The organism is Kribbella sp. CWNU-51 (assembly GCF_054073265.1).
This window is the reverse complement of the sequence record NZ_JBSXMZ010000025.1, coordinates 43,848-61,530: the sequence shown is the minus strand read 5'-3', so window position 1 is coordinate 61,530 and position 17,683 is coordinate 43,848. Positions and strand designations below refer to the sequence as shown.

23 protein-coding genes are annotated in these 17,683 nt (G+C 68.2%); 16 read left to right on the top strand and 7 right to left on the bottom strand.

Going from position 1 to position 17,683, the window contains the following annotated elements; translation table 11 throughout:
• The first annotated feature begins 2 nt into the window (after positions 1-2).
• The 11 genes from infA to ACXC9Q_RS26770 all read left to right on the top strand — a co-directional run bounded on the left by infA (position 3) and on the right by ACXC9Q_RS26770 (position 6,554).
• On the top strand, positions 3-224 hold the full coding sequence (gene infA, locus ACXC9Q_RS26820) for a translation initiation factor IF-1 (protein ID WP_012923661.1): 222 nt from the start codon (positions 3-5) through the stop codon (positions 222-224).
• Between the two features lie 35 nt (positions 225-259).
• Positions 260-373: a 50S ribosomal protein L36 gene (gene rpmJ / locus ACXC9Q_RS26815; protein WP_008361054.1), complete on the top strand. Its 114-nt coding sequence runs from the start codon at positions 260-262 to the stop codon at positions 371-373.
• A 190-nt stretch (positions 374-563) separates the two neighbouring features.
• Complete coding sequence (gene rpsM, locus ACXC9Q_RS26810; RefSeq protein WP_020388083.1) at positions 564-935, top strand: 30S ribosomal protein S13; 372 nt, start codon at positions 564-566, stop codon at positions 933-935.
• 41 nt (positions 936-976) lie between these two features.
• Positions 977-1,384 carry a 30S ribosomal protein S11 gene (rpsK, locus tag ACXC9Q_RS26805; RefSeq protein WP_012923659.1) on the top strand — a complete coding sequence of 136 codons (408 nt, stop codon included), beginning with the start codon at positions 977-979 and terminating at the stop codon, positions 1,382-1,384.
• A gap of 26 nt (positions 1,385-1,410) precedes the next feature.
• Complete coding sequence (rpsD, locus tag ACXC9Q_RS26800) at positions 1,411-2,019, top strand: 30S ribosomal protein S4 (protein WP_328526131.1); 609 nt, start codon at positions 1,411-1,413, stop codon at positions 2,017-2,019.
• A 105-nt stretch (positions 2,020-2,124) separates the two neighbouring features.
• Positions 2,125-3,150, top strand: a complete 1,026-nt coding sequence (locus ACXC9Q_RS26795; RefSeq protein ID WP_131360975.1) for a DNA-directed RNA polymerase subunit alpha — start codon at positions 2,125-2,127, stop codon at positions 3,148-3,150.
• Between the two features lie 46 nt (positions 3,151-3,196).
• Positions 3,197-3,757: a 50S ribosomal protein L17 gene (rplQ, locus tag ACXC9Q_RS26790; RefSeq protein ID WP_457059408.1), complete on the top strand. Its 561-nt coding sequence runs from the start codon at positions 3,197-3,199 to the stop codon at positions 3,755-3,757.
• A 76-nt stretch (positions 3,758-3,833) separates the two neighbouring features.
• Positions 3,834-4,649 carry a tRNA pseudouridine(38-40) synthase TruA gene (truA, locus tag ACXC9Q_RS26785; RefSeq protein ID WP_457059460.1) on the top strand — a complete coding sequence of 272 codons (816 nt, stop codon included), beginning with the start codon at positions 3,834-3,836 and terminating at the stop codon, positions 4,647-4,649.
• Entirely contained in the window at positions 4,642-5,256 is a 615-nt protein-coding gene (locus tag ACXC9Q_RS26780; protein WP_457059407.1) for a class I SAM-dependent methyltransferase, read from the top strand. Before truA ends, ACXC9Q_RS26780 begins: the two co-directional genes overlap by 8 nt.
• 16 nt (positions 5,257-5,272) lie before the next feature.
• Positions 5,273-5,794 (top strand): RNA polymerase sigma factor, encoded by a 522-nt coding sequence (locus tag ACXC9Q_RS26775; protein WP_457059406.1) that lies wholly within the window; start codon positions 5,273-5,275, stop codon positions 5,792-5,794.
• Positions 5,787-6,554, top strand: coding sequence for a hypothetical protein (locus ACXC9Q_RS26770; protein WP_457059405.1), 768 nt, complete (start codon positions 5,787-5,789; stop codon positions 6,552-6,554). The genes ACXC9Q_RS26775 and ACXC9Q_RS26770 overlap by 8 nt, the downstream gene beginning before the upstream one ends.
• Position 6,555: 1 nt before the next feature.
• Here the strand turns inward: ACXC9Q_RS26770 and ACXC9Q_RS26765 are convergent, their stop codons facing one another.
• Together ACXC9Q_RS26765 and ACXC9Q_RS26760 are read right to left on the bottom strand one after the other, a co-directional pair.
• A complete protein-coding gene (locus ACXC9Q_RS26765) occupies positions 6,556-7,806 on the bottom strand; it encodes a hypothetical protein (RefSeq protein WP_457059404.1) in 1,251 nt (416 codons plus the stop codon).
• Positions 7,803-8,222 carry a hypothetical protein gene (locus ACXC9Q_RS26760; RefSeq protein ID WP_457059403.1) on the bottom strand — a complete coding sequence of 140 codons (420 nt, stop codon included), beginning with the start codon at positions 8,220-8,222 and terminating at the stop codon, positions 7,803-7,805. The genes ACXC9Q_RS26765 and ACXC9Q_RS26760 overlap by 4 nt, the downstream gene beginning before the upstream one ends.
• 96 nt (positions 8,223-8,318) lie before the next feature.
• On the opposite strand from ACXC9Q_RS26760, the gene ACXC9Q_RS26755 reads away from it, so the two are divergent.
• Complete coding sequence (locus ACXC9Q_RS26755; RefSeq protein WP_457059402.1) at positions 8,319-10,001, top strand: ABC-F family ATP-binding cassette domain-containing protein; 1,683 nt, start codon at positions 8,319-8,321, stop codon at positions 9,999-10,001.
• Here ACXC9Q_RS26755 and ACXC9Q_RS26750 read toward each other — a convergent pair.
• Entirely contained in the window at positions 9,998-10,999 is a 1,002-nt protein-coding gene (locus ACXC9Q_RS26750; RefSeq protein WP_457059401.1) for a hypothetical protein, read from the bottom strand. The two genes, ACXC9Q_RS26755 and ACXC9Q_RS26750, sit on opposite strands and share 4 nt — an antisense overlap.
• Complete coding sequence (locus tag ACXC9Q_RS26745; protein WP_457059400.1) at positions 10,996-11,544, bottom strand: TetR/AcrR family transcriptional regulator; 549 nt, start codon at positions 11,542-11,544, stop codon at positions 10,996-10,998. The genes ACXC9Q_RS26750 and ACXC9Q_RS26745 overlap by 4 nt, the downstream gene beginning before the upstream one ends.
• Before the next feature lie 121 nt (positions 11,545-11,665).
• Between ACXC9Q_RS26745 and ACXC9Q_RS26740 the strand changes: the two genes are divergently transcribed.
• Complete coding sequence (locus tag ACXC9Q_RS26740) at positions 11,666-12,121, top strand: nuclear transport factor 2 family protein (RefSeq protein ID WP_457059399.1); 456 nt, start codon at positions 11,666-11,668, stop codon at positions 12,119-12,121.
• A gap of 35 nt (positions 12,122-12,156) precedes the next feature.
• Here ACXC9Q_RS26740 and ACXC9Q_RS26735 read toward each other — a convergent pair whose 3' ends face one another.
• The 3 genes from ACXC9Q_RS26735 to ACXC9Q_RS26725 form a co-directional block, all read right to left on the bottom strand.
• Complete coding sequence (locus ACXC9Q_RS26735) at positions 12,157-12,630, bottom strand: DoxX family membrane protein (protein ID WP_457059398.1); 474 nt, start codon at positions 12,628-12,630, stop codon at positions 12,157-12,159.
• A 197-nt stretch (positions 12,631-12,827) separates the two neighbouring features.
• The gene (locus ACXC9Q_RS26730) at positions 12,828-13,637 is read right to left on the bottom strand and encodes an SDR family NAD(P)-dependent oxidoreductase (protein WP_457059397.1); all 810 of its coding nucleotides are present in this window, start codon (positions 13,635-13,637) and stop codon (positions 12,828-12,830) included.
• Between the two features lie 74 nt (positions 13,638-13,711).
• Positions 13,712-14,998 carry a citrate synthase gene (locus ACXC9Q_RS26725; RefSeq protein WP_328526144.1) on the bottom strand — a complete coding sequence of 429 codons (1,287 nt, stop codon included), beginning with the start codon at positions 14,996-14,998 and terminating at the stop codon, positions 13,712-13,714.
• Positions 14,999-15,284: 286 nt separating this feature from the next.
• Here ACXC9Q_RS26725 and rplM point away from each other — a divergent pair, with 286 nt between their 5' ends.
• The 3 genes from rplM to glmM are packed head-to-tail and all read left to right on the top strand — an operon-like array spanning position 15,285 to position 17,639.
• A complete protein-coding gene (gene rplM, locus ACXC9Q_RS26720; RefSeq protein WP_131360941.1) occupies positions 15,285-15,728 on the top strand; it encodes a 50S ribosomal protein L13 in 444 nt (147 codons plus the stop codon).
• Positions 15,729-15,763: 35 nt separating this feature from the next.
• A complete protein-coding gene (gene rpsI, locus ACXC9Q_RS26715; RefSeq protein ID WP_328526145.1) occupies positions 15,764-16,285 on the top strand; it encodes a 30S ribosomal protein S9 in 522 nt (173 codons plus the stop codon).
• 7 nt (positions 16,286-16,292) lie between these two features.
• The gene (gene glmM, locus ACXC9Q_RS26710) at positions 16,293-17,639 is read left to right on the top strand and encodes a phosphoglucosamine mutase (protein ID WP_457059396.1); all 1,347 of its coding nucleotides are present in this window, start codon (positions 16,293-16,295) and stop codon (positions 17,637-17,639) included.
• Positions 17,640-17,683 lie beyond the last annotated feature (44 nt).

The following is a 17,683-nucleotide window of genomic DNA, read 5'->3' as shown; positions in this document are numbered from 1 at the left end:
ACATGCCCAAAAAAGAGGGAGTCATCGAACTCGAGGGCACCATCGTGGAGGCCCTGCCGAACGCGATGTTCCGTGTTGAGCTGTCCAATGGGCACAAGGTGCTCGCGCACATCAGCGGCAAGATGAGGCAGCACTACATCCGGATCCTCCCCGAGGACCGGGTCGTCGTGGAGCTGTCGCCGTACGACCTCACCCGGGGTCGCATCGTCTATCGGTACAAGTAGGACCACCACCAACACCTGTCGAAGAAAGTAGCTCGATGAAGGTCAATCCGAGCGTCAAGAAGATCTGCGACAAGTGCAAGGTGATCCGCCGTCACGGCCGGGTCATGGTGATCTGCGAGAACCCGCGGCACAAGCAGCGGCAGGGCTGACCAAGCCTTTTCGAGCAGTACACAGCACTTTCGCATCACACAGCGCGCACGCTCGTCCAGCAGCAGGATGTACCGCTGCTGGGCGTCGCCCCCGGAACAGAGGCCGGGGCCCTGCCGGTGAGCAATTCACCGAGGCGGGCGGGGACGCGGCGCGCCACCACACCTCTGCCGACGAAAGGAACACCGCCACATGGCACGCCTCGTAGGGGTCGACCTGCCGCGCGACAAGCGCATCGAGGTCGCTCTCACCTACATCTTCGGTGTAGGTCGTACTCGCGCCCTGAAGACGCTCGAAGCCACCGGAATCTCCGGTGACAAGCGCGTCCACGAACTGGGCGACGAAGAACTGGTCAAGCTCCGGGACTTCATCGAAGGCAACTACAAGATCGAAGGTGACCTCCGTCGTGAGGTGACCGCGGACATCCGCCGCAAGATCGAGATCGGGTCGTACCAGGGTCGCCGGCACCGCAGCGGCCTGCCGGTGCGTGGTCAGCGCACGCGGACCAACGCCCGCAGCCGTAAGGGTCGTCGCAAGGCGATCGCCGGCAAGAAGAAGAAGTGACCCGGATGACCAGCCTCGACCTTTCCAGGAGCAACTGACTTATGCCTCCCAAGAGCCGCACAGCGGCCGGCGCGAAGAAGGTGCGCCGCAAGGAGAAGAAGAACGTGGCCGCCGGCCACGCGCACATCAAGAGCACGTTCAACAACACGATCGTGACGATCACCGACCCGACCGGCGCGGTCATCTCGTGGGCTTCCGCGGGAACCGTCGGCTTCAAGGGTTCGCGCAAGTCCACCCCGTTCGCCGCGCAGATGGCCGCCGAGGCCGCTGGGCGCCGGGCGATGGAGCACGGCATGCGCAAGATCGACGTGTTCGTGAAGGGTCCCGGCTCCGGCCGCGAGACCGCGATCCGTTCGCTGGGTGCCGTCGGCCTCGAGGTCGGCACCATCCAGGACGTCACCCCGACCGCACACAACGGATGCCGCCCGCCGAAGCGGCGCCGGGTCTGACCCCAGAGAGAGGAAGGTAGCGAACCATGGCCCGTTACACCGGACCGATGACCAAGAAGTCGCGCCGTCTCGGGGTCGACCTCGTCGGTGGCGACAAGGCGTTCGAGCGCCGTCCGTACCCGCCGGGTATGCACGGCCGCGGCCGCCCGAAGGAGAGCGAGTACCTGCTCCAGCTCCGTGAGAAGCAGAAGGCCCGCTTCTCGTACGGCGTCCTGGAGAAGCAGTTCCGCCGGTACTACGAGGAGGCCTCGCGGCGCTCCGGCAAGACCGGTGACAACCTGCTGATCATCCTGGAGTCCAGGCTGGACAATGTGGTGTACCGCAGCGGCCTGGCCCGGACCCGTCGGCAGGCCCGTCAGCTCGTCGTCCACGGTCACTTCACCGTGAACGGCGTCAAGGTGAACATCCCGTCGTACCGGGTGGCCGCCCACGACATCATCGATGTCAAGGCGAAGTCGGTCGAGACGACCCCGTTCATCATCGCCCGGGAGACGCACTCCGAGCGCGTCGTCCCGGCCTGGCTCGAGGTGATGCCCGAGCGGCTTCGCATCCTCGTCCACCAGCTGCCGACCCGGCAGCAGATCGACACCCAGGTCGCCGAGCACCTGATCGTCGAGCTCTACTCGAAGAACTGATCCTGCTCCGGCCGGTGGCCTGTGGTCACCGGCCGGAAACGGCCGGTCCTTCGGATCTTCGCGACCTCAAATAGTGGTCGTCGCGGAACCAGAAAGAAGAACGAAGTGCTTATTGCGCAGCGCCCCACCCTGACCGAAGAGGTCGTCGGCGAGCACCGCTCGCGGTTCGTGATCGAGCCGCTCGAGCCGGGCTTCGGCTACACCCTCGGCAACTCCATCCGCCGTACCCTGCTGTCGTCCATCCCGGGCGCCGCCGTGACCAGCATCAAGGTCGACGGCGTGCTGCACGAGTTCTCGACGGTTGCCGGGGTCAAGGAAGACGCCACCCAGCTGATCCTGAACCTGAAGGACCTGGTCGTCTCCTCCGAGCACGACGAGCCGGTCACCATGTACCTGCGCAAGCAGGGCCCCGGTGACGTCACCGCCGCCGACATCGCGCCGCCGGCCGGTGTCGAGGTGCACAACCCGGACCTGAAGATCGCCACCCTGAACGAGAAGGGCCGGCTCGAGATGGAGCTGGTCGTCGAGCGGGGCCGCGGTTACGTGTCGGCGATCCAGAACAAGTCCGCCGACGCCGAGATCGGCCGGATGCCGGTCGACTCGATCTACTCGCCGGTCCTCAAGGTCACCTACAAGGTCGAGGCGACCCGTGTCGAGCAGCGCACCGACTTCGACCGCCTCGTGGTCGACGTCGAGACCAAGCCGTCGATGCTGCCCCGCGACGCCGTCGCGTCGGCCGGTAAGACGCTGGTCGAGCTGTTCGGCCTGGCCCGCGAGCTGAACGTCGAGGCCGAGGGCATCGACATCGGCCCGTCGCCGGTGGACGAGCAGATGGCCGCCGACCTGGCCCTGCCGGTCGAGGACCTGCAGCTGACCGTCCGCTCCTACAACTGCCTCAAGCGTGAGGGCATCCACACCGTGGGTGAGCTGATCTCGCGCAGCGAGCAGGACCTGCTGGACATCCGCAACTTCGGCTCCAAGTCGATCGACGAGGTCAAGCTGAAGCTGGCCGAGATGGGCCTGTCGCTGAAGGACTCGCCTCCTGGCTTCGACCTGCGTGCGGCCGCCGAGGCCTACGGCACCGAGGCCGAGGACGAGGACGAGAGCTTCGCCGAGACCGAGCAGTACTGACACCCACCCCGGGCCACCATCGGCCTGAATCCTTCTGGAGTAAGAGATGCCTACCCCCACCAAGGGTGCCCGGCTGGGCGGCAGCCCGGCGCACGAGAAGCTGATCCTCAGCAACCTCGCGACGTCGCTGTTCGAGCACGGCGCCATCACCACCACCGCGGCCAAGGCCAAGCGCCTGCAGCCGCTGGCGGAGTCGATGATCACCAAGGCGAAGCGTGGTGACCTGAACTCGCGCCGCCAGGTGATGAAGCGGATCAAGGACAAGAGCGTCGTGCACGTGCTCTTCACCGACATCGGCGAGCGGTACGCCGACCGTCCGGGCGGCTACACCCGGATCACCAAGCTCGGCCCACGCAAGGGTGACAACGCGCCGATGGTGAAGATCGAGCTGGTCGAGGCACTGGCCGACTCGCCGAAGGCGAAGAAGACCGCCGCGAAGAAGGCTCCGGCCAAGAAGGCCGCCGAGAAGCCGGCGGTCGCCGAGGACAAGTCCGACGACGTCGAGGACGAGAAGGTCCAGGACGTTCAGGACGAGAAGGTCGAGGACGTCGTCGCGACCGAGGACGTCCAGGACGTCGTCGAGGACGCCAAGACCGAGGACAAGTAACAGCAGCTGTTGACAGTGCCCCTCACCGCACGGTGGGGGGGCGCTGTTTGCGTTAGATTGCACTGTGTTCGACGGTATTGGGCGTTGGCGGATAGACCTGAGATACGACGGAACGGCCTTTCACGGCTGGGCCCGTCAGGAGGGCCTCCGAACCGTGCAGGGTGTGCTGGAGGAGACCCTCCGCGTCGTATTGCGGCTGCCGGCGACTCCTGTGGTGACCTGCGCCGGCCGCACGGACACCGGCGTACACGCTCGCGGTCAGGTCACCCATGTGGACGTCGAAGGCGCCGTAGAGCCGCTGAGGCTCCTGAGAAGCCTGAACGGCGTCCTGCCCGAGGATGTGGCTGTCACGGCTGTCACGGCCGCTCCAGAGGGCTTTGACGCCCGCTTCTCCGCTCTGGCCCGCCGCTACGTCTACCGCCTCTGCGACGATCCGGCCGGCTGGGACCCGCTGACCCGTGGGCACGTACTGCGAGTGGGCCGCCCTCTGGATGTGGATCGGATGAACGCAGCCGCGGCCGGTCTGCTCGGAGAGCACGACTTCGCCGCGTTCTGCAAGAAGCGGGAAGGTGCCAGCACAGTGCGGGCCCTGTTGGAGTTCTCGTGGCTCCGGACGGCTCCCGGGCTGCTGGAGGGCACAGTGATCGCGGATGCCTTCTGTCACTCGATGGTCCGGGCCCTGGTGGGTTCGATGATCCCTGTGGGTGACGGACGACGTGACGTCGACTGGCCGGCCGCCGTACTGGCCGGCAAGCTCCGGGACTCAGCTGTGTCGGTGCTGCCCGCGCACGGCCTCACACTGGAAGAAGTGCGGTACCCGGCCGATGACGAGCTGGCCGCGCAGGCATTGCAGGCCCGTCAGGTCAGGGGAGAGGTACACCAGCGTGGCTGACCACTACTTCTCGGCGGAGCCCGGTTCCGCGGACGTACGCCGCACTGTCGAGGCCCGGATCTGGGGACGCGAGTACACGTTCACCACCGCGACCGGAGTGTTCTCCAGAGACCGGTTGGACATCGGTACGGCGGTGTTGCTGCGCGAGGTGGATCCGCCGACCGGCTCGGGCACGTTCCTCGACCTGGGGACCGGATACGGCCCCATCGCGTGTGCACTGGCCGTCGAAGCGCCCGAGGCCGTGGTCTGGGCAGTGGACGTGAACACTCGGGCCCTGGAGCTGACCGGGGAGAACGCGGGTAAGGCCGGCGTGAGTGACCGCGTGCACCCGGCGCTGCCGGACGACGTACCCGCTGACGTGCTCTTCGACCAGATCTGGTCGAACCCGGCGATCCACATCGGCAAGGCCGAGCTGCACAAGATGCTGCTGCACTGGCTGGCCCGGCTTGCCCCCGGCGGCGTGGCATGGTTCGTCGTCGGCAAGAACCTCGGCGGCGACTCGCTGCAGCGCTGGCTGACCGAGCAGGGCTACCCGTGCCGGCGGATCGGCAGCGCGAAGGGGTTCCGGGTCCTGTGTGCAACGAACCCGGGTCCATCGCCGTCCTGAGGGTATGGAGGCAGCCTTGGCGGCAGCAGAGGCACGGACCGACGCGCTCGACTTCGAGCAGTGGGTGACCGAGAAGGCAGATGCACTGCTGCGGTTCGCCTATGTCCTCACCGGGGACGGAAACCTGGCCGAGGACGCCGTTCAGGATGCCCTGACGACGGCCTGTGCGCGCTGGAGCCGGGTGAGCCGGGCCGACGACCCCGAGGCGTACGTGAAGCGGATGGTGGTGAACGCACACATCTCCTGGTGGCGCCGGTTCCGCCGCCGCGAGGCACCGGCGCCGGACCCGGTCCGGAGCGCACCGGCCGCCCCGGACGGTGCTGCCGCCCGGGCTGAGTCGGACGCGGTCTGGGCGCTGTGCGCGACGCTGCCGGACAAGCAGCGGGCAGCCGTCGTACTGCGCTTCTACGAGGAGCTCTCGTACGCCGAGATCGGTGTGCTGCTGCACTGTGCGGAGGCGACCGCCCGATCACATGTCCACAGAGCTTTGGCCGCACTGAAGACCACGCTGAGCAAGGAAGGAGCCGAGGATGCCTGAGCACGACCCTGAGCAAGAGCTCGGCCCCAAGATCGCCTCGGCGTTCCAGAGCCAGGCCGACGCCCAGACCGGACTGCGGGACGACGGACTGGCGCGAGAGGCGCGCCGGCGAGTGCGCAAGCGGCGTCAGAACCTGACCATCGCCGCGGCGGCCGTCGTGGTGGCCGCGGCCATCGGCGGAGTGTGGAACCTGGCGAGCGGCGAGTCCCCGGTCGCGTCGACCGCCAGTGACAGCAGTGGGCAGAGCAAGGCGTCCGTCCCGGACAAGTCGACCGAGGGCATGGCGCCGCCGAAGGCCGCGGTGAGTTGTCCTCCGGATCATCCGATTCTCCAGGCCGACGGGCCCAACGCCGTACCGGCTGGGACGGGGCTGGACCTGAACACACCGGTGACCGGGCTGCAGGCGTGCCGCTACCAGCTCACTCCGGGGTCCACGGCGCTGCTCGGCCAGGAGCGATTCAGCTCTGAGGTCGCGCAGCAGGTGGTCGATGCGATCAAGGTGCTGCCGGAACGGAACCCGTCGCTGCCGGTGTTCAAGTGCGCGCCGCAGACCGCACAGCCGTCCGAGGCGATCGTGCTGCGCTTCGACACCGCGGCCGGAATCCGCGAGATCTGGGTCCAGTACGACGGCTGCGACTCGGCTGGTTTCTTCACCGGCACCCACACCTACGGCCTGTACGCCGCGCCTCTCAAACTCTTCATGACGGGCTCGGTCCGCCCACCGGCTGGAACCTACCTGAGTGCATTGAAGGGCTGGTAGCTCACTCGCCGCGGCCCGGACCGCGGCGAGCGTCGAGCCTTCGCACGTTGTCCGGGAGCTGATCCGCGGACACCGCTGGGACGACCGGCCGGACGGCCGAGGTGTGCGAGCCGAGGAAGCGCTGCAGATCCATGAGCTCTGAATCGACCGGTGCCGCGGCCTCGGCTCCGGACGCCGCGGCCCCGCCGGCCGCAGTGCCGCCACCCGCCCCAGCACCGCCACCTGCTCGGCCGTCACCCGTCGACATCTCGCCACCTGTCGATGGCTCGGGTTCGGTCGCGCTCTGCGCCCTGGCAGCCTCCTGACGGATCCGGATCAGCTCACCCCGCGACATTCGCATCCGGGGCGGCTCGGCCACGGCACCCGGGTTCTGCTCGTGCCAGGTCCGGTAGTGCGCCTCGATCGCGCCGATCTGGACGCCGAGCTCGTCGACCGCCTGCTGCGCCGTCTGAGCACCGATGCCGGCCAGTGTTGCCGCGTCGAAGGCGCCGGAGTACTCCAGGTCGGTCATCCCACCGAGCTGTCGCTCGAGTGGCGCGCCCAGCCGGTACTGGAGCTGGACGCGGTGCGCGGCCGGCACCAGCTCACCTAGGCGATGCCTGAGCACCAGGTCGGCCATGGCGTTGTAGCGCTGCGGCCGTTCGGTGCGGTCGACAGCCGCGCGAATCTCGTCGGGAGGCAGTCCGGTGCACTCGGACAGCCCGTGCAGCACACCGTCCGTGGCCTTCATGAACCCGGGATAGCTCGCCGCGAACCGCACCTTGAGTACGCCTGGTGCGACCTGGTCCATCCCGACGTCCATGATGACCGCGTCGCCGTTGCGGTGCGACCAGGTGTCGACGAGTCCCTCCTCCAGGGCCCGATCCGCGTTCGATCCGCGCTTGACCGCCCCTGGAACGCTGTCGTCGCCGAGGTCGTTCGCCAGGTGCTTCGCCTCATGTGCCACAGTCACCACCGCCCGGCGGGCCGCGGCGTTCTCGTCGTATGTCAGCGGCCGGTCCGCGGTGTGCGCCCACTGCGCGGGCTCGAGGATCAGCGCACGACTGACGCTCATCGCGCCGTCCTCGTGTGCGGTGGCGAGGAAAAGACTGTTCGGCTCCTCGTACAGCCGCCCGTTCCAGCGGGAAGGTACTCCGGTACGCCGCTCGACCGCGCGTACCACGCCGGCCACCCACCCGTGCTCCCATGTGCCGGGCAGGATCTCCGGACCGAGTGTGCCGAGCGGCACATCGTGGGTGCGACCGTCCGTCATCCGTCTGTCTGCCGCAGCGACGTGTGCAGGCGCCGGAGCGAGCTGTTCAGGTGCAGCACCGCACCCACCTCCGCTGTCGGTGCCTTCTCGGACAGCTCGGCGATCCGCCGCATGATCCGTTCGAGCTCGGCGATCCGCTCCTCGGCGGGCGCCGTTGAGTTGACCGCCTCTGCGTACAGGCGTTGAGCTTCGTGATACGCCCTGCCGGTCGTTTCCGGCGGACCGGCAAGCAGATCGGGCAGTTGCTCGGCCCGTTGCATCGCACGCTGCCGCCAGAGCTCGTCCCCGACCTGCGCCGCCAGCTCCCGCAACCGATCCGTCGCGGCCGCAACGGTCGCCGGATCCGCGCCGTACAGGCGGTCCAGTTGTCGCTGGAGCTCTGCCTCGACCATCTCGTACTGAGCGTTGGTCCGCATTCGCACCCTCCGTCACCTCAGGACCACGCAGATCTTTCCGCCTCAGGGGGTCGATAACGGTTCGCATGGTGGGGGTTGGGCGGTCAGACTGGTGGGATGGGTCACGTTGATGTCGCAGGGGTGGGGTACGAGCTGCCGGACGGGCGGGTGTTGCTGGACGACATCACCTTCCGGGTCGGGGACGGGGCCAAGGTCGCCCTGGTCGGGGCGAACGGGTCCGGCAAGACCACGCTGACCAGGATCATCGCGGGCGACGTGAAGCCGCACAGCGGCAGCATCTCGCGGTCCGGCGGCCTGGGCGTGATGCGTCAGTTCGTCGGCTCGGTGCGAGACTCCTCGACCGTGCGTGACCTGCTGCTCGGGGTCGCGCCGGAGGCGATCCAGCAGGCCGCGGCCAAGCTGGACAAAGCCGAGCTGAAGATGATGGAGGCCGACGACGAGAAGACCCAGCTCAAGTACGCGCAGGCGGTGTCGGACTGGGGCGAGGTCGGCGGGTATGACGCGGAGGTCCTCTGGGATGTCTGTACGACGTCCGCCCTCGGCATACCGTTCGACCGCTGTCGCTGGCGCGAGGTGAAGACACTGTCCGGCGGTGAGCAGAAGCGCCTGGTCCTGGAGGCCCTGCTGCGCGGCCCGGACGAGGTCCTGATGCTCGACGAGCCGGACAACTACCTCGACGTACCAGGGAAGCGGTGGCTGGAGGACCAGCTCCGCAGCACCGACAAGACCGTGCTCTACATCAGCCACGACCGCGAGCTGCTGGCCAACACCGCCACCCGGATCGTCACGGTCGAATTAGGTGCCGCAGGCAACACCGCGTGGACGCACGGCGGCGGCTTCCGGACGTATCACGAGGCCCGCCGCCATCGCTTCGAGCGGTTCGAGGAGCTGCGCAAGCGCTGGGACGAGGAGCACGCGAAGCTCCGGGCGCAGATGCTGATGTACAAGCAGAAGGCGGCGTACAACTCCGACATGGCGTCGCGCTACCGGGCGTCGCAGACCCGTCTGCGCAAGTTCGAGGAGGCCGGGCCGCCGCAGGCGCTGCCGCGTGAGCAGAAGGTCAGCATGCGTCTCAGCGGCGGCCGAACCGGCAAGCGTGCGGTGGTGTGCACCGGCCTGGAGCTGACGGGTCTGATGAAGCCCTTCGACCTGGAGGTCTGGTACGGCGAACGCGTCGCAGTACTCGGGTCCAACGGCTCCGGGAAGTCGCACTTCCTCCGGCTGCTCGCCAACGGCGGCTCCGATCCGGATGTCGAGCACCAGCCGGTAGGCGACGTACAGATCACTCCGGTCGCGCACACAGGCAACGCCAAGCTTGGTGCGCGGGTCCGGCCGGGGTGGTTCGCGCAGACGCACGAGCACCCGGAGTTGGTCGGCCGCACGCTGCTGGAGATCCTGCACCGCGGTGACGACCACCGGGAGGGCATGGGCCGCGAGCTGGCGTCGCGGAAGCTGGACCGGTACGAGTTGGCCCATGCGGCAGAGCAGAACTTCGACAGTCTGTCCGGTGGGCAGCAGGCGCGGTTCCAGATCCTCCTGCTCGAGCTGTCCGGCGCCACGCTGCTCCTGCTCGACGAGCCCACCGACAACCTCGATGTCGAGTCGGCCGAGGCGCTGGAGGAAGGTCTCGACTCCTTCGACGGCACTGTCCTGGCGGTCACCCACGACCGCTGGTTCGCCCGCGGCTTCGACCGCCACCTCGTCTTCGGCGCCGACGGCTCCGTCTACGAGTCCGACGAGCCGGTCTGGGACGAGGGCCGCGTCGAGCGCTCTCGCTAGGGCGCCACACACCAGCCGTCGCGGTACGCCGCCCAGTGGGCCGGAGTGGCGGTGAAGTCGACGTAGAGGGCCAGGCCGAAATTCTGACGGTTCGAGGTGCCCAGTCCGAGGCGGGCTCCTCGGACTGCGGCCGACACAGTCTCAGCGCGGCCCCAGTGGGATGGGTTGCTCTCCCAGTACGCCGGTAGGCCCATGAGGAGGTCCGTCGACGCGGGAGTGACCTTCAGAGCGAGCTGGGTCTGCTTGGCAACGTAGCCGCCGTACAAGGACTCCAAGGGCATCGCGGTGTCGTACGACATGACGGCGATCTGCTCGACGCGTCGGGCGACCTCGCCGAAGTAGTCCTGCGACCACCACTTGCCCAGGACGTTCAAACGCCAGAGCGGGTCGATCTGCGCGGCCGCGACGGACAGGGGTACGCCGTGCGCAGCCGTGAGCGCATGTGTTTCGTCCAGTACGGCGAGGAAGCCGGCCGACCCGGAGTGCACCGGCTCGAAGTCGAAGTGGATGCCCTGGAACCCCTGGTCGAGTACGGCGGCCGACGAGGCGACCACTCGGCTCCGGACGGCCGGATCGTCCAGATCCATGCCCGGGCTCTTCGCGGGCTGGACGACGTCACCCAGCCATGCCTGCACGCGGACGTCGGGCGCCGCGGCTCGCATGGCCGCGACAAACCACCGGGCCCTGGGTGAAACCTTTGCCAACGGCAACGATCCGTCATGCTCCAACGGGCCTGCGTGCACGTACAGATCCCGGATCCCCGTGCCATCCAGCTGCTTCGCCAGCGCAGCCACATCAGCCGTCGTCTTCCGCCCGTCCACCCAGGCATGCCCTAGCCACAACGCGTCGTGGTTGCGCGTCCGTGCCTCCGTCGACGGCTCGCCGGCATACGCCAGCCAGAGTGAGATCGGGTACGCCGACAGCAGCAGTACGACGATCAGCGCCAGAGCCGTCACGACGTAGCGGCGGCGCGACCACGTCCGCCGGCGCCGCCTCACGAACGCGGCTTCAGGCCGTCGTAGATCAGCGCCAGCATCCGGTCCCGGACGTGCGGCTCGAGCGCGGCCGCGGTCGTACCCCGCGACGCACCGATCAGCAGCGCGTAGGTCTCGGGGAACTGAGCATCCGCCCGTACGGCGCCGGCCTGCTGGGCCCGGGTGAGGAGCCCGTCGAACGCCTCCCGCATGCGCTGGCCCGCCTTCTGCGTGTCCGCGCCGATCGCCGTGCCGGCTGCGGCCAGCGCCTCGGCGATCGCCAGCTTCGACGCGGACTCCGACACGACCTGGGTGAAGAACGCATAGAACGCCGTACCCGGGTCGTCGCTGTCAGCCAGCTCCAGGGCGCGGTCACGGAGCCGCTCCAGGCGCAGTGTGAGGACCGCCTCGAGCAGTTCGGTCTTGGTCGGGAAGTGCCGGAACACGGTCGCGATCCCGACACCGGCCAGCCGGGCCACGTCGTCGGTGGACGCACCGGGCGAGCGCCCGAACACCTCGTCCGCCGCGGTCATGATCCTGGCCCGGTTGTCCCGCGCGTCTGCTCGCACCCCTGGTCCCTTCGTCGCCCCTCAGCCTAGGAGACGCTCCGCGTGCCCCGGTGGTTGTAAACGAAGTTGTGACTCCGTATATTCGGAGTCGCTACTCCACTTAACTCCTGTGAGGAATCCGATGACTCCCGAAGAGGTCTTTCTGAAGCTCGTCCGCGGCATCGGCGACCGCAAGCTCGCCGCGTTGCCCGAGTTGTACGCCGAGCGGACCGACGTACGCCATCCGATGAACCCCTACGGCGACCACCCGCTGCTGTCCCGGGACGCGCTCCGCGAGCACTTCCGCGGCACCGGTGCGCGGGCGACCGAGGTGATCCGGTTCCAGCCGGAGAACATCCGGATCCACCGGACCACCGATCCCGAGGTGATCGTGGCCGAGTTCGACTATGTCGGCACGGTGATCGCGACCGGCGAGCCCTTCTCCGCATCGAACGTCATCGTGCTGCGGGTCCGGGACGACCAGATCGTCGAGTCCCGTGACTACATCGACCACGTCGCGATGACCCGCGCCCGCGGCCTGACCGAGCACTTGATCACCGCCCTGCGGGAACCGGCCGGCGCCCCCGCCGCGTCGTAGTCGGCAGAGGCGCCGGATGGCCCCGGACCGAGGCATCAAGCCCGCCCGGGGCCATCTCCAATCCGCACCGGCATCGCGGTCAGTGCCTTCACCGCGACCACCAGCCCGGCCGCGGCGAGCACGACGTCCTTCAGCACGTACTGCGCCTCCAGCGTCGGGGTGCCCGGGAACAGATCGCCGAAGAACAGCACCAGCGGCGACAGGATCCCGACCAGCGAGAACCCGAGCACCAGCAGTCCGGTCCGCAGCAGACGGCCGGAGATCAGCGTGATCCCGATGAAGCACTCCATCACCGCGGTCAGCAAGACCGCCGGCCGCCCGTGGATGATTCCGACGGTGAGTGTGTCGACAGTCCGCATCACCAGCGCCTCCGCCGGGCTGGCCCCGGGAAAGAACTTGAGCACGCCGAACCCGAGAAAGATCAGCCCGAGGCTGACCCGCAGGATGTCGACGCTGCGCCGCCCGAGCCAGTCGGCAACCCGATTCCCCTTGTAGATCAAGGCATTCATGATGGTCTCCCTGTTGCGATCGATGTCGCAACAGCGTCGCCGTCCGGCCTCCCCTACCGCGTCGGTCAGGCGACGGCACTTCCGCTACGCCGTCCGCGGTACGTCTCAGGGAGACCCTGAGGTCCGGGGGAGTAGTCACTCGAGCAGGCGGCCCGTCAGGTCCAGGCGTCGTACGGTCGTCTTCAACGCGCGGGCCTTCAGTGGTCGTCCACGTCGGTGAAGGCGTACTCGCGGGAGAGTTCGGACGTGCGGAGGACTTGGCCGGTGTGGCGGCTGACTGAGGGATCGGCGGCCAGGGCGGCTACTGCCCGGCCTACGAACAGCGGGGACTCCGAGTCGGACAGATCGAAGTACTCGGCGGCGCGCAGGACTGACTCGGTGCGGACCAGGCCTGGGTACAACGACACCGCGGTCACTCCGTGCTCGCGCAGTTCGTGCGCCATACAGGCGATCATGTGGTCGGTGGCCGCCTTCGCCGCGCCGTACGCGACGCCGGTGTCGGTCTTCACGGCGCCCTCCGAGGAGACGTTGACGATCAGCCCCGATCCCTGGGCCACCATCGTCGGAGCCGCCGCCACGGTGGTCACGTAATGGGCGCGCACCCCAGCCTGGAACGCCGAGTCCCAGCGCTCGACCGGCTGGGTCCAGAATCCGGCCTCCAGCCAGAACTCCGTGCCGTCCCAGAAGTACTCGTAGCCACCCCAGACGTTGTTCACCAGTACGTCGAGACGCCCGGCCTCGGCCACCACCTGCTGGACGGCCCGCCTGGTCTGATCGTCGTCACGGTGGTCGCAGGTGATCGCCACCCCGCGACCGCCCAGAGCCGTCACTTCCTCGGCCGTCTCCCGCACAGTGCCGGGCAGCGACGTCGGGGCCGGCCCGCCGGTCTCCGTCCGGCCGGTGACGTAGACGGTCGCTCCCTGCTCGCCGAGCCCGAGAGCGATCCCCTTCCCGACACCGCGGCTCGCCCCGGTGACGAGCGCGACCCTTCCCGCCAGCGTTCCCATCCACCGAAGCTAGCAGCGGCCGCGGACACAAAACGGCCCCTCGACCGCGGTCGAGGGGCCGTGGCGGCGGTGGGTCAGCGGTCGCCCATGGGGACGTACTGGACGCCGCGGGCGCCGGTGTAGATCTGCTTGGGGCGGGCGATCTTCTGGTCGCCGTCGCCGAGCATCTCCAGCCACTGGGCCAGCCAGCCCGAGGTGCGCGGGATCGCGAACAGGACGGTGAACATCTCCGGCGGGAACGACAGCGCCTCGTAGATCAGGCCGGAGTAGAAGTCGACGTTCGGGTAGAGCTTGCGGGAGACGAAGTACTCGTCCTCCAGCGCGATCTTCTCCAGCTCGACGGCGATCTTCAGCAGCGGGTTGATCCCGGTCACCTCGAACACGTCGTCGGCGGCCTTCTTGATGATCTTGGCCCGCGGGTCGTAGTTCTTGTAGACCCGGTGGCCGAAGCCCATCAGCCGCTCCTCGCCGGCCTTCACGCCCTCGATGAACGACGGCACGTGGTCGACCGAGCCGATCCGGCGGAGCATCTTCAGCACGGCTTCATTGGCGCCGCCGTGCAGCGGGCCGTAGAGCGCACCGATGCCGCCGGCCACCGCCGTGTACGGGTCGACCTGGGTGGAGCCGATCGCCCGGACAGCGTTGGTGGAGGCGTTCTGCTCGTGGTCGGCGTGCAGGATGAACAGGATCTCCAGCGCCCGCACCAGGCGATCGTCGGAGGCGTACTTGGGCTCGCTCATCTTGAACAGCATCGACAGGAAGTTCGCCGTGTAGCTGAGCTCGTTGTCCGGGTAGACGTACGGCTTGCCCTGGGCGTGCCGGAACGCGAACGCGCCGAGCGTCGGCATCTTCGCGATCAGCCGCCGGATCTGCAGCGCCCGGGACTCCTCGTCGAAGACGTTGCGCGACTCGGGATAGAAGGTGGACAGCGCCCCGACCGACGCGAGCAGCATCCCCATCGGGTGCGCGTCGTACCGGAAGCCCTGCATGAAGGTCTTCAGGTTCTCGTGCACGAACGTGTGATACGTCACGTCGTGCGCCCAGGCCTCGTACTCCGCCTTGTTCGGCAGCTTGCCGTTGACGAGCAGGTAGGCCACCTCGAGGTAGTTCGACTGCTCGGCGAGCTGCTCGATCGGATAGCCGCGATACTCCAGGATGCCCTTGTCGCCGTCGATGAAGGTGACCGACGAGCGGCAGGAGGCGGTGTTGACGAAGCCGGGGTCGTAGGTGGCCAGGCCACCGTCGCCGTCTTCGGCACTGATCTGTTTGAGATCGGCGGCACGGATTGTGCCATCGGTGATGGCAAGGTCGAAGTCCTTGCCGGTCCGGTTGTCCCGGACGGTGAGCGACTGTTCGGTCACAATGCCCTCTTCGGAAGCTGGCGTCATCGCCTGGTGAGTGAGGGTTATCGTCAGCCGGCGGGACGCGGTTCGGACTGCAATCTTCACCGCTAAACTAGTGCTGTCCTCAGCTCCTTCCAAGCTGGGGTCCCCGAACAGCCTGGGCTCGCTTTGACCCCGGGGTGCCGACGCCGGTATTCTGGGCTGCTGTTGTGCGTTCCAGGTCTGGCATCAGCACAGCCACGTCGGCGGACCGCTCGCCGACGTACCAGTTTTGTCAACCTCTGAGAAACGAAGGTCAACGACCGTGCGCACGTACAGCCCGAAGCCTGCTGACGTCACCCGTGAGTGGCACGTGATCGACGCCACCGACGTCACGCTCGGTCGGCTCGCCGTCCAGATCGCCACCCTGCTGCGCGGCAAGCACAAGCCGACGTTCGCTCCCCACGTGGACGGCGGTGACTTCGTCGTCGTCATCAACGCCTCCAAGGTCGCCCTGTCCGGGACCAAGCGGACGGACAAGCTGGCGTACCGCCACTCGGGTCACCCGGGTGGTCTGACGGCCACGCCGATCGGCGAGATCCTCGACAAGGACCCTCGCAAGGCCGTCGAGAAGGCTGTCTGGGGCATGCTCCCGAAGAACCGCCTGAGCCGGAAGCTGCTGACCAAGCTGAAGGTGTACGCCGGTCCGGAGCACCCGCACACCGCCCAGCAGCCGAAGCCGTTCGAGATCACCCAGATCGCCCAGTAAGCGATCGACGAGCCAGGTAAACGAGGATTCACAGCGTGAGCGACATCACCACCGAGACCGAAGAGTTCGACACCGAGGTCCCCATCGACACCGAGGGCCCGGTCGCCTACACCTCCGAGACGAACCCGACTCCGGAGCAGCGCGCCGAGACGGGTCGTGTCGCGGTCATCAACCCGGCCGGCGCCACTGGCCGCCGCAAGGAGGCTGTCGCCCGCGTCCGCCTGGTGCCCGGCACCGGCCAGTGGACCGTCAACGGCAAGCCGCTGGACGTCTACTTCCCGAACAAGGTGCACCAGCAGCACGTGAACGAGCCGTTCGTCGTCGCGGGCCTGGAGGGCTCGTACGACGTGATCGCCCGGATCAACGGCGGTGGCATCACCGGCCAGGCCGGTGCGCTGCAGCTCGGTGTGGCCCGGTGCCTGAACGCCGCCGACGAGGAGGCGAACCGCCCGGGTCTGAAGAAGGCCGGTCTGCTCACCCGCGACGCGCGGATCAAGGAGCGGAAGAAGGCCGGTCTCAAGAAGGCCCGCAAGGCGCCGCAGTACAGCAAGCGCTGATCACCTGATGGGGCGTTTGTTCGGTACGGACGGAGTCCGTGGCCTGGCGAACGTGGACCTGACCGCGGAGCTGGCGCTCGACCTCTCGGTCGCGGCAGCTCACGTACTCGGCGAGGCCGGTGCCTTCGAAGGGCACCGGCCACGCGCCGTTGTAGGGCGGGATCCGCGCGCCAGTGGTGAGTTCCTGGAAGCCGCCGTGGTGGCCGGTCTGGCCAGTGCCGGCGTCGATGTGGTCAAGCTCGGCGTACTGCCGACGCCGGCCGTGGCCTACCTGACCGGCTCGACCGGCGCCGACCTCGGCGTGATGCTGTCCGCCAGCCACAACCCGATGCCGGACAACGGCATCAAGTTCCTGGCCCGTGGCGGGATCAAGCTCGACGACGTGATCGAGGACGCGATCGAGGCCCGGATGGGCGAGGAGTGGCAGCGTCCGACCGGCGCGGCCGTGGGTCGTGTGCTCGAGGACGGGCAGGGCTTCGAGACGTACGTGTCGCACCTGGTCCGCTCCGCGCCGAACCGGTTCGACGGTCTGAAGGTCGTCATCGACTGCGCCAACGGCGCCGCCTCCGAGACCGCGCCCGAGGCCCTGCGCCGGCTGGGTGCCGAGGTGATCACGTACGCCGCCGCACCCGACGGACTGAACATCAACCTGAACTGCGGATCCACCCACCTGGAGGGTCTGCAGCGCGAGGTGATCGGCCACCGGGCGGATCTCGGCATCGCCCTGGACGGCGACGCGGACCGCTGCCTGGCCGTGGATGCCAACGGCGAGCTCGTGGACGGCGACCAGATCCTCGCGATCCTGGCGCTGGCCATGCGCGACAGCGGCCGGCTGTCCAACGACACCGTGGTCGCGACCGTGATGAGCAACCTGGGCTTCGTCCAGGCGATGGTCCGGGAGCGGATCGCGGTCGAGCAGACCAAGGTCGGCGACCGCTACGTGCTCGAGGCAATGAAAGCCGGCGGTCACAAGCTCGGCGGTGAGCAGTCCGGGCACGTGATCCTGTCCGACCACGCGACCACCGGCGACGGCACGCTGACCGCGGTCATGCTGCTCGCCCGGGTCGCCCAGACCGGCAAGAGTCTGAGCGACCTGGCCAGCGCGATGACCCGCCTCCCGCAGGTCCTGGTCAACGTGAAGAACGTCGACAAATCCCGGGCGGGCGACGACCCGGCGGTCCAGTCCGCCGTCGCCGAAGCCACCACCCGCCTCGGCGACACCGGCCGCGTCCTGCTCCGCCCGTCCGGCACCGAGCCGCTGGTCCGGGTCATGGTCGAAGCCGAGTCCTCGGACACGGCCCACGAGATCGCCCACTCCCTGGCCGACGTGGTCGCCACCTCGCTGAAACTCTGAAGCACGAGTAGGTACGCCGGAGAAGCCGCACCCCGGCTTCTCCG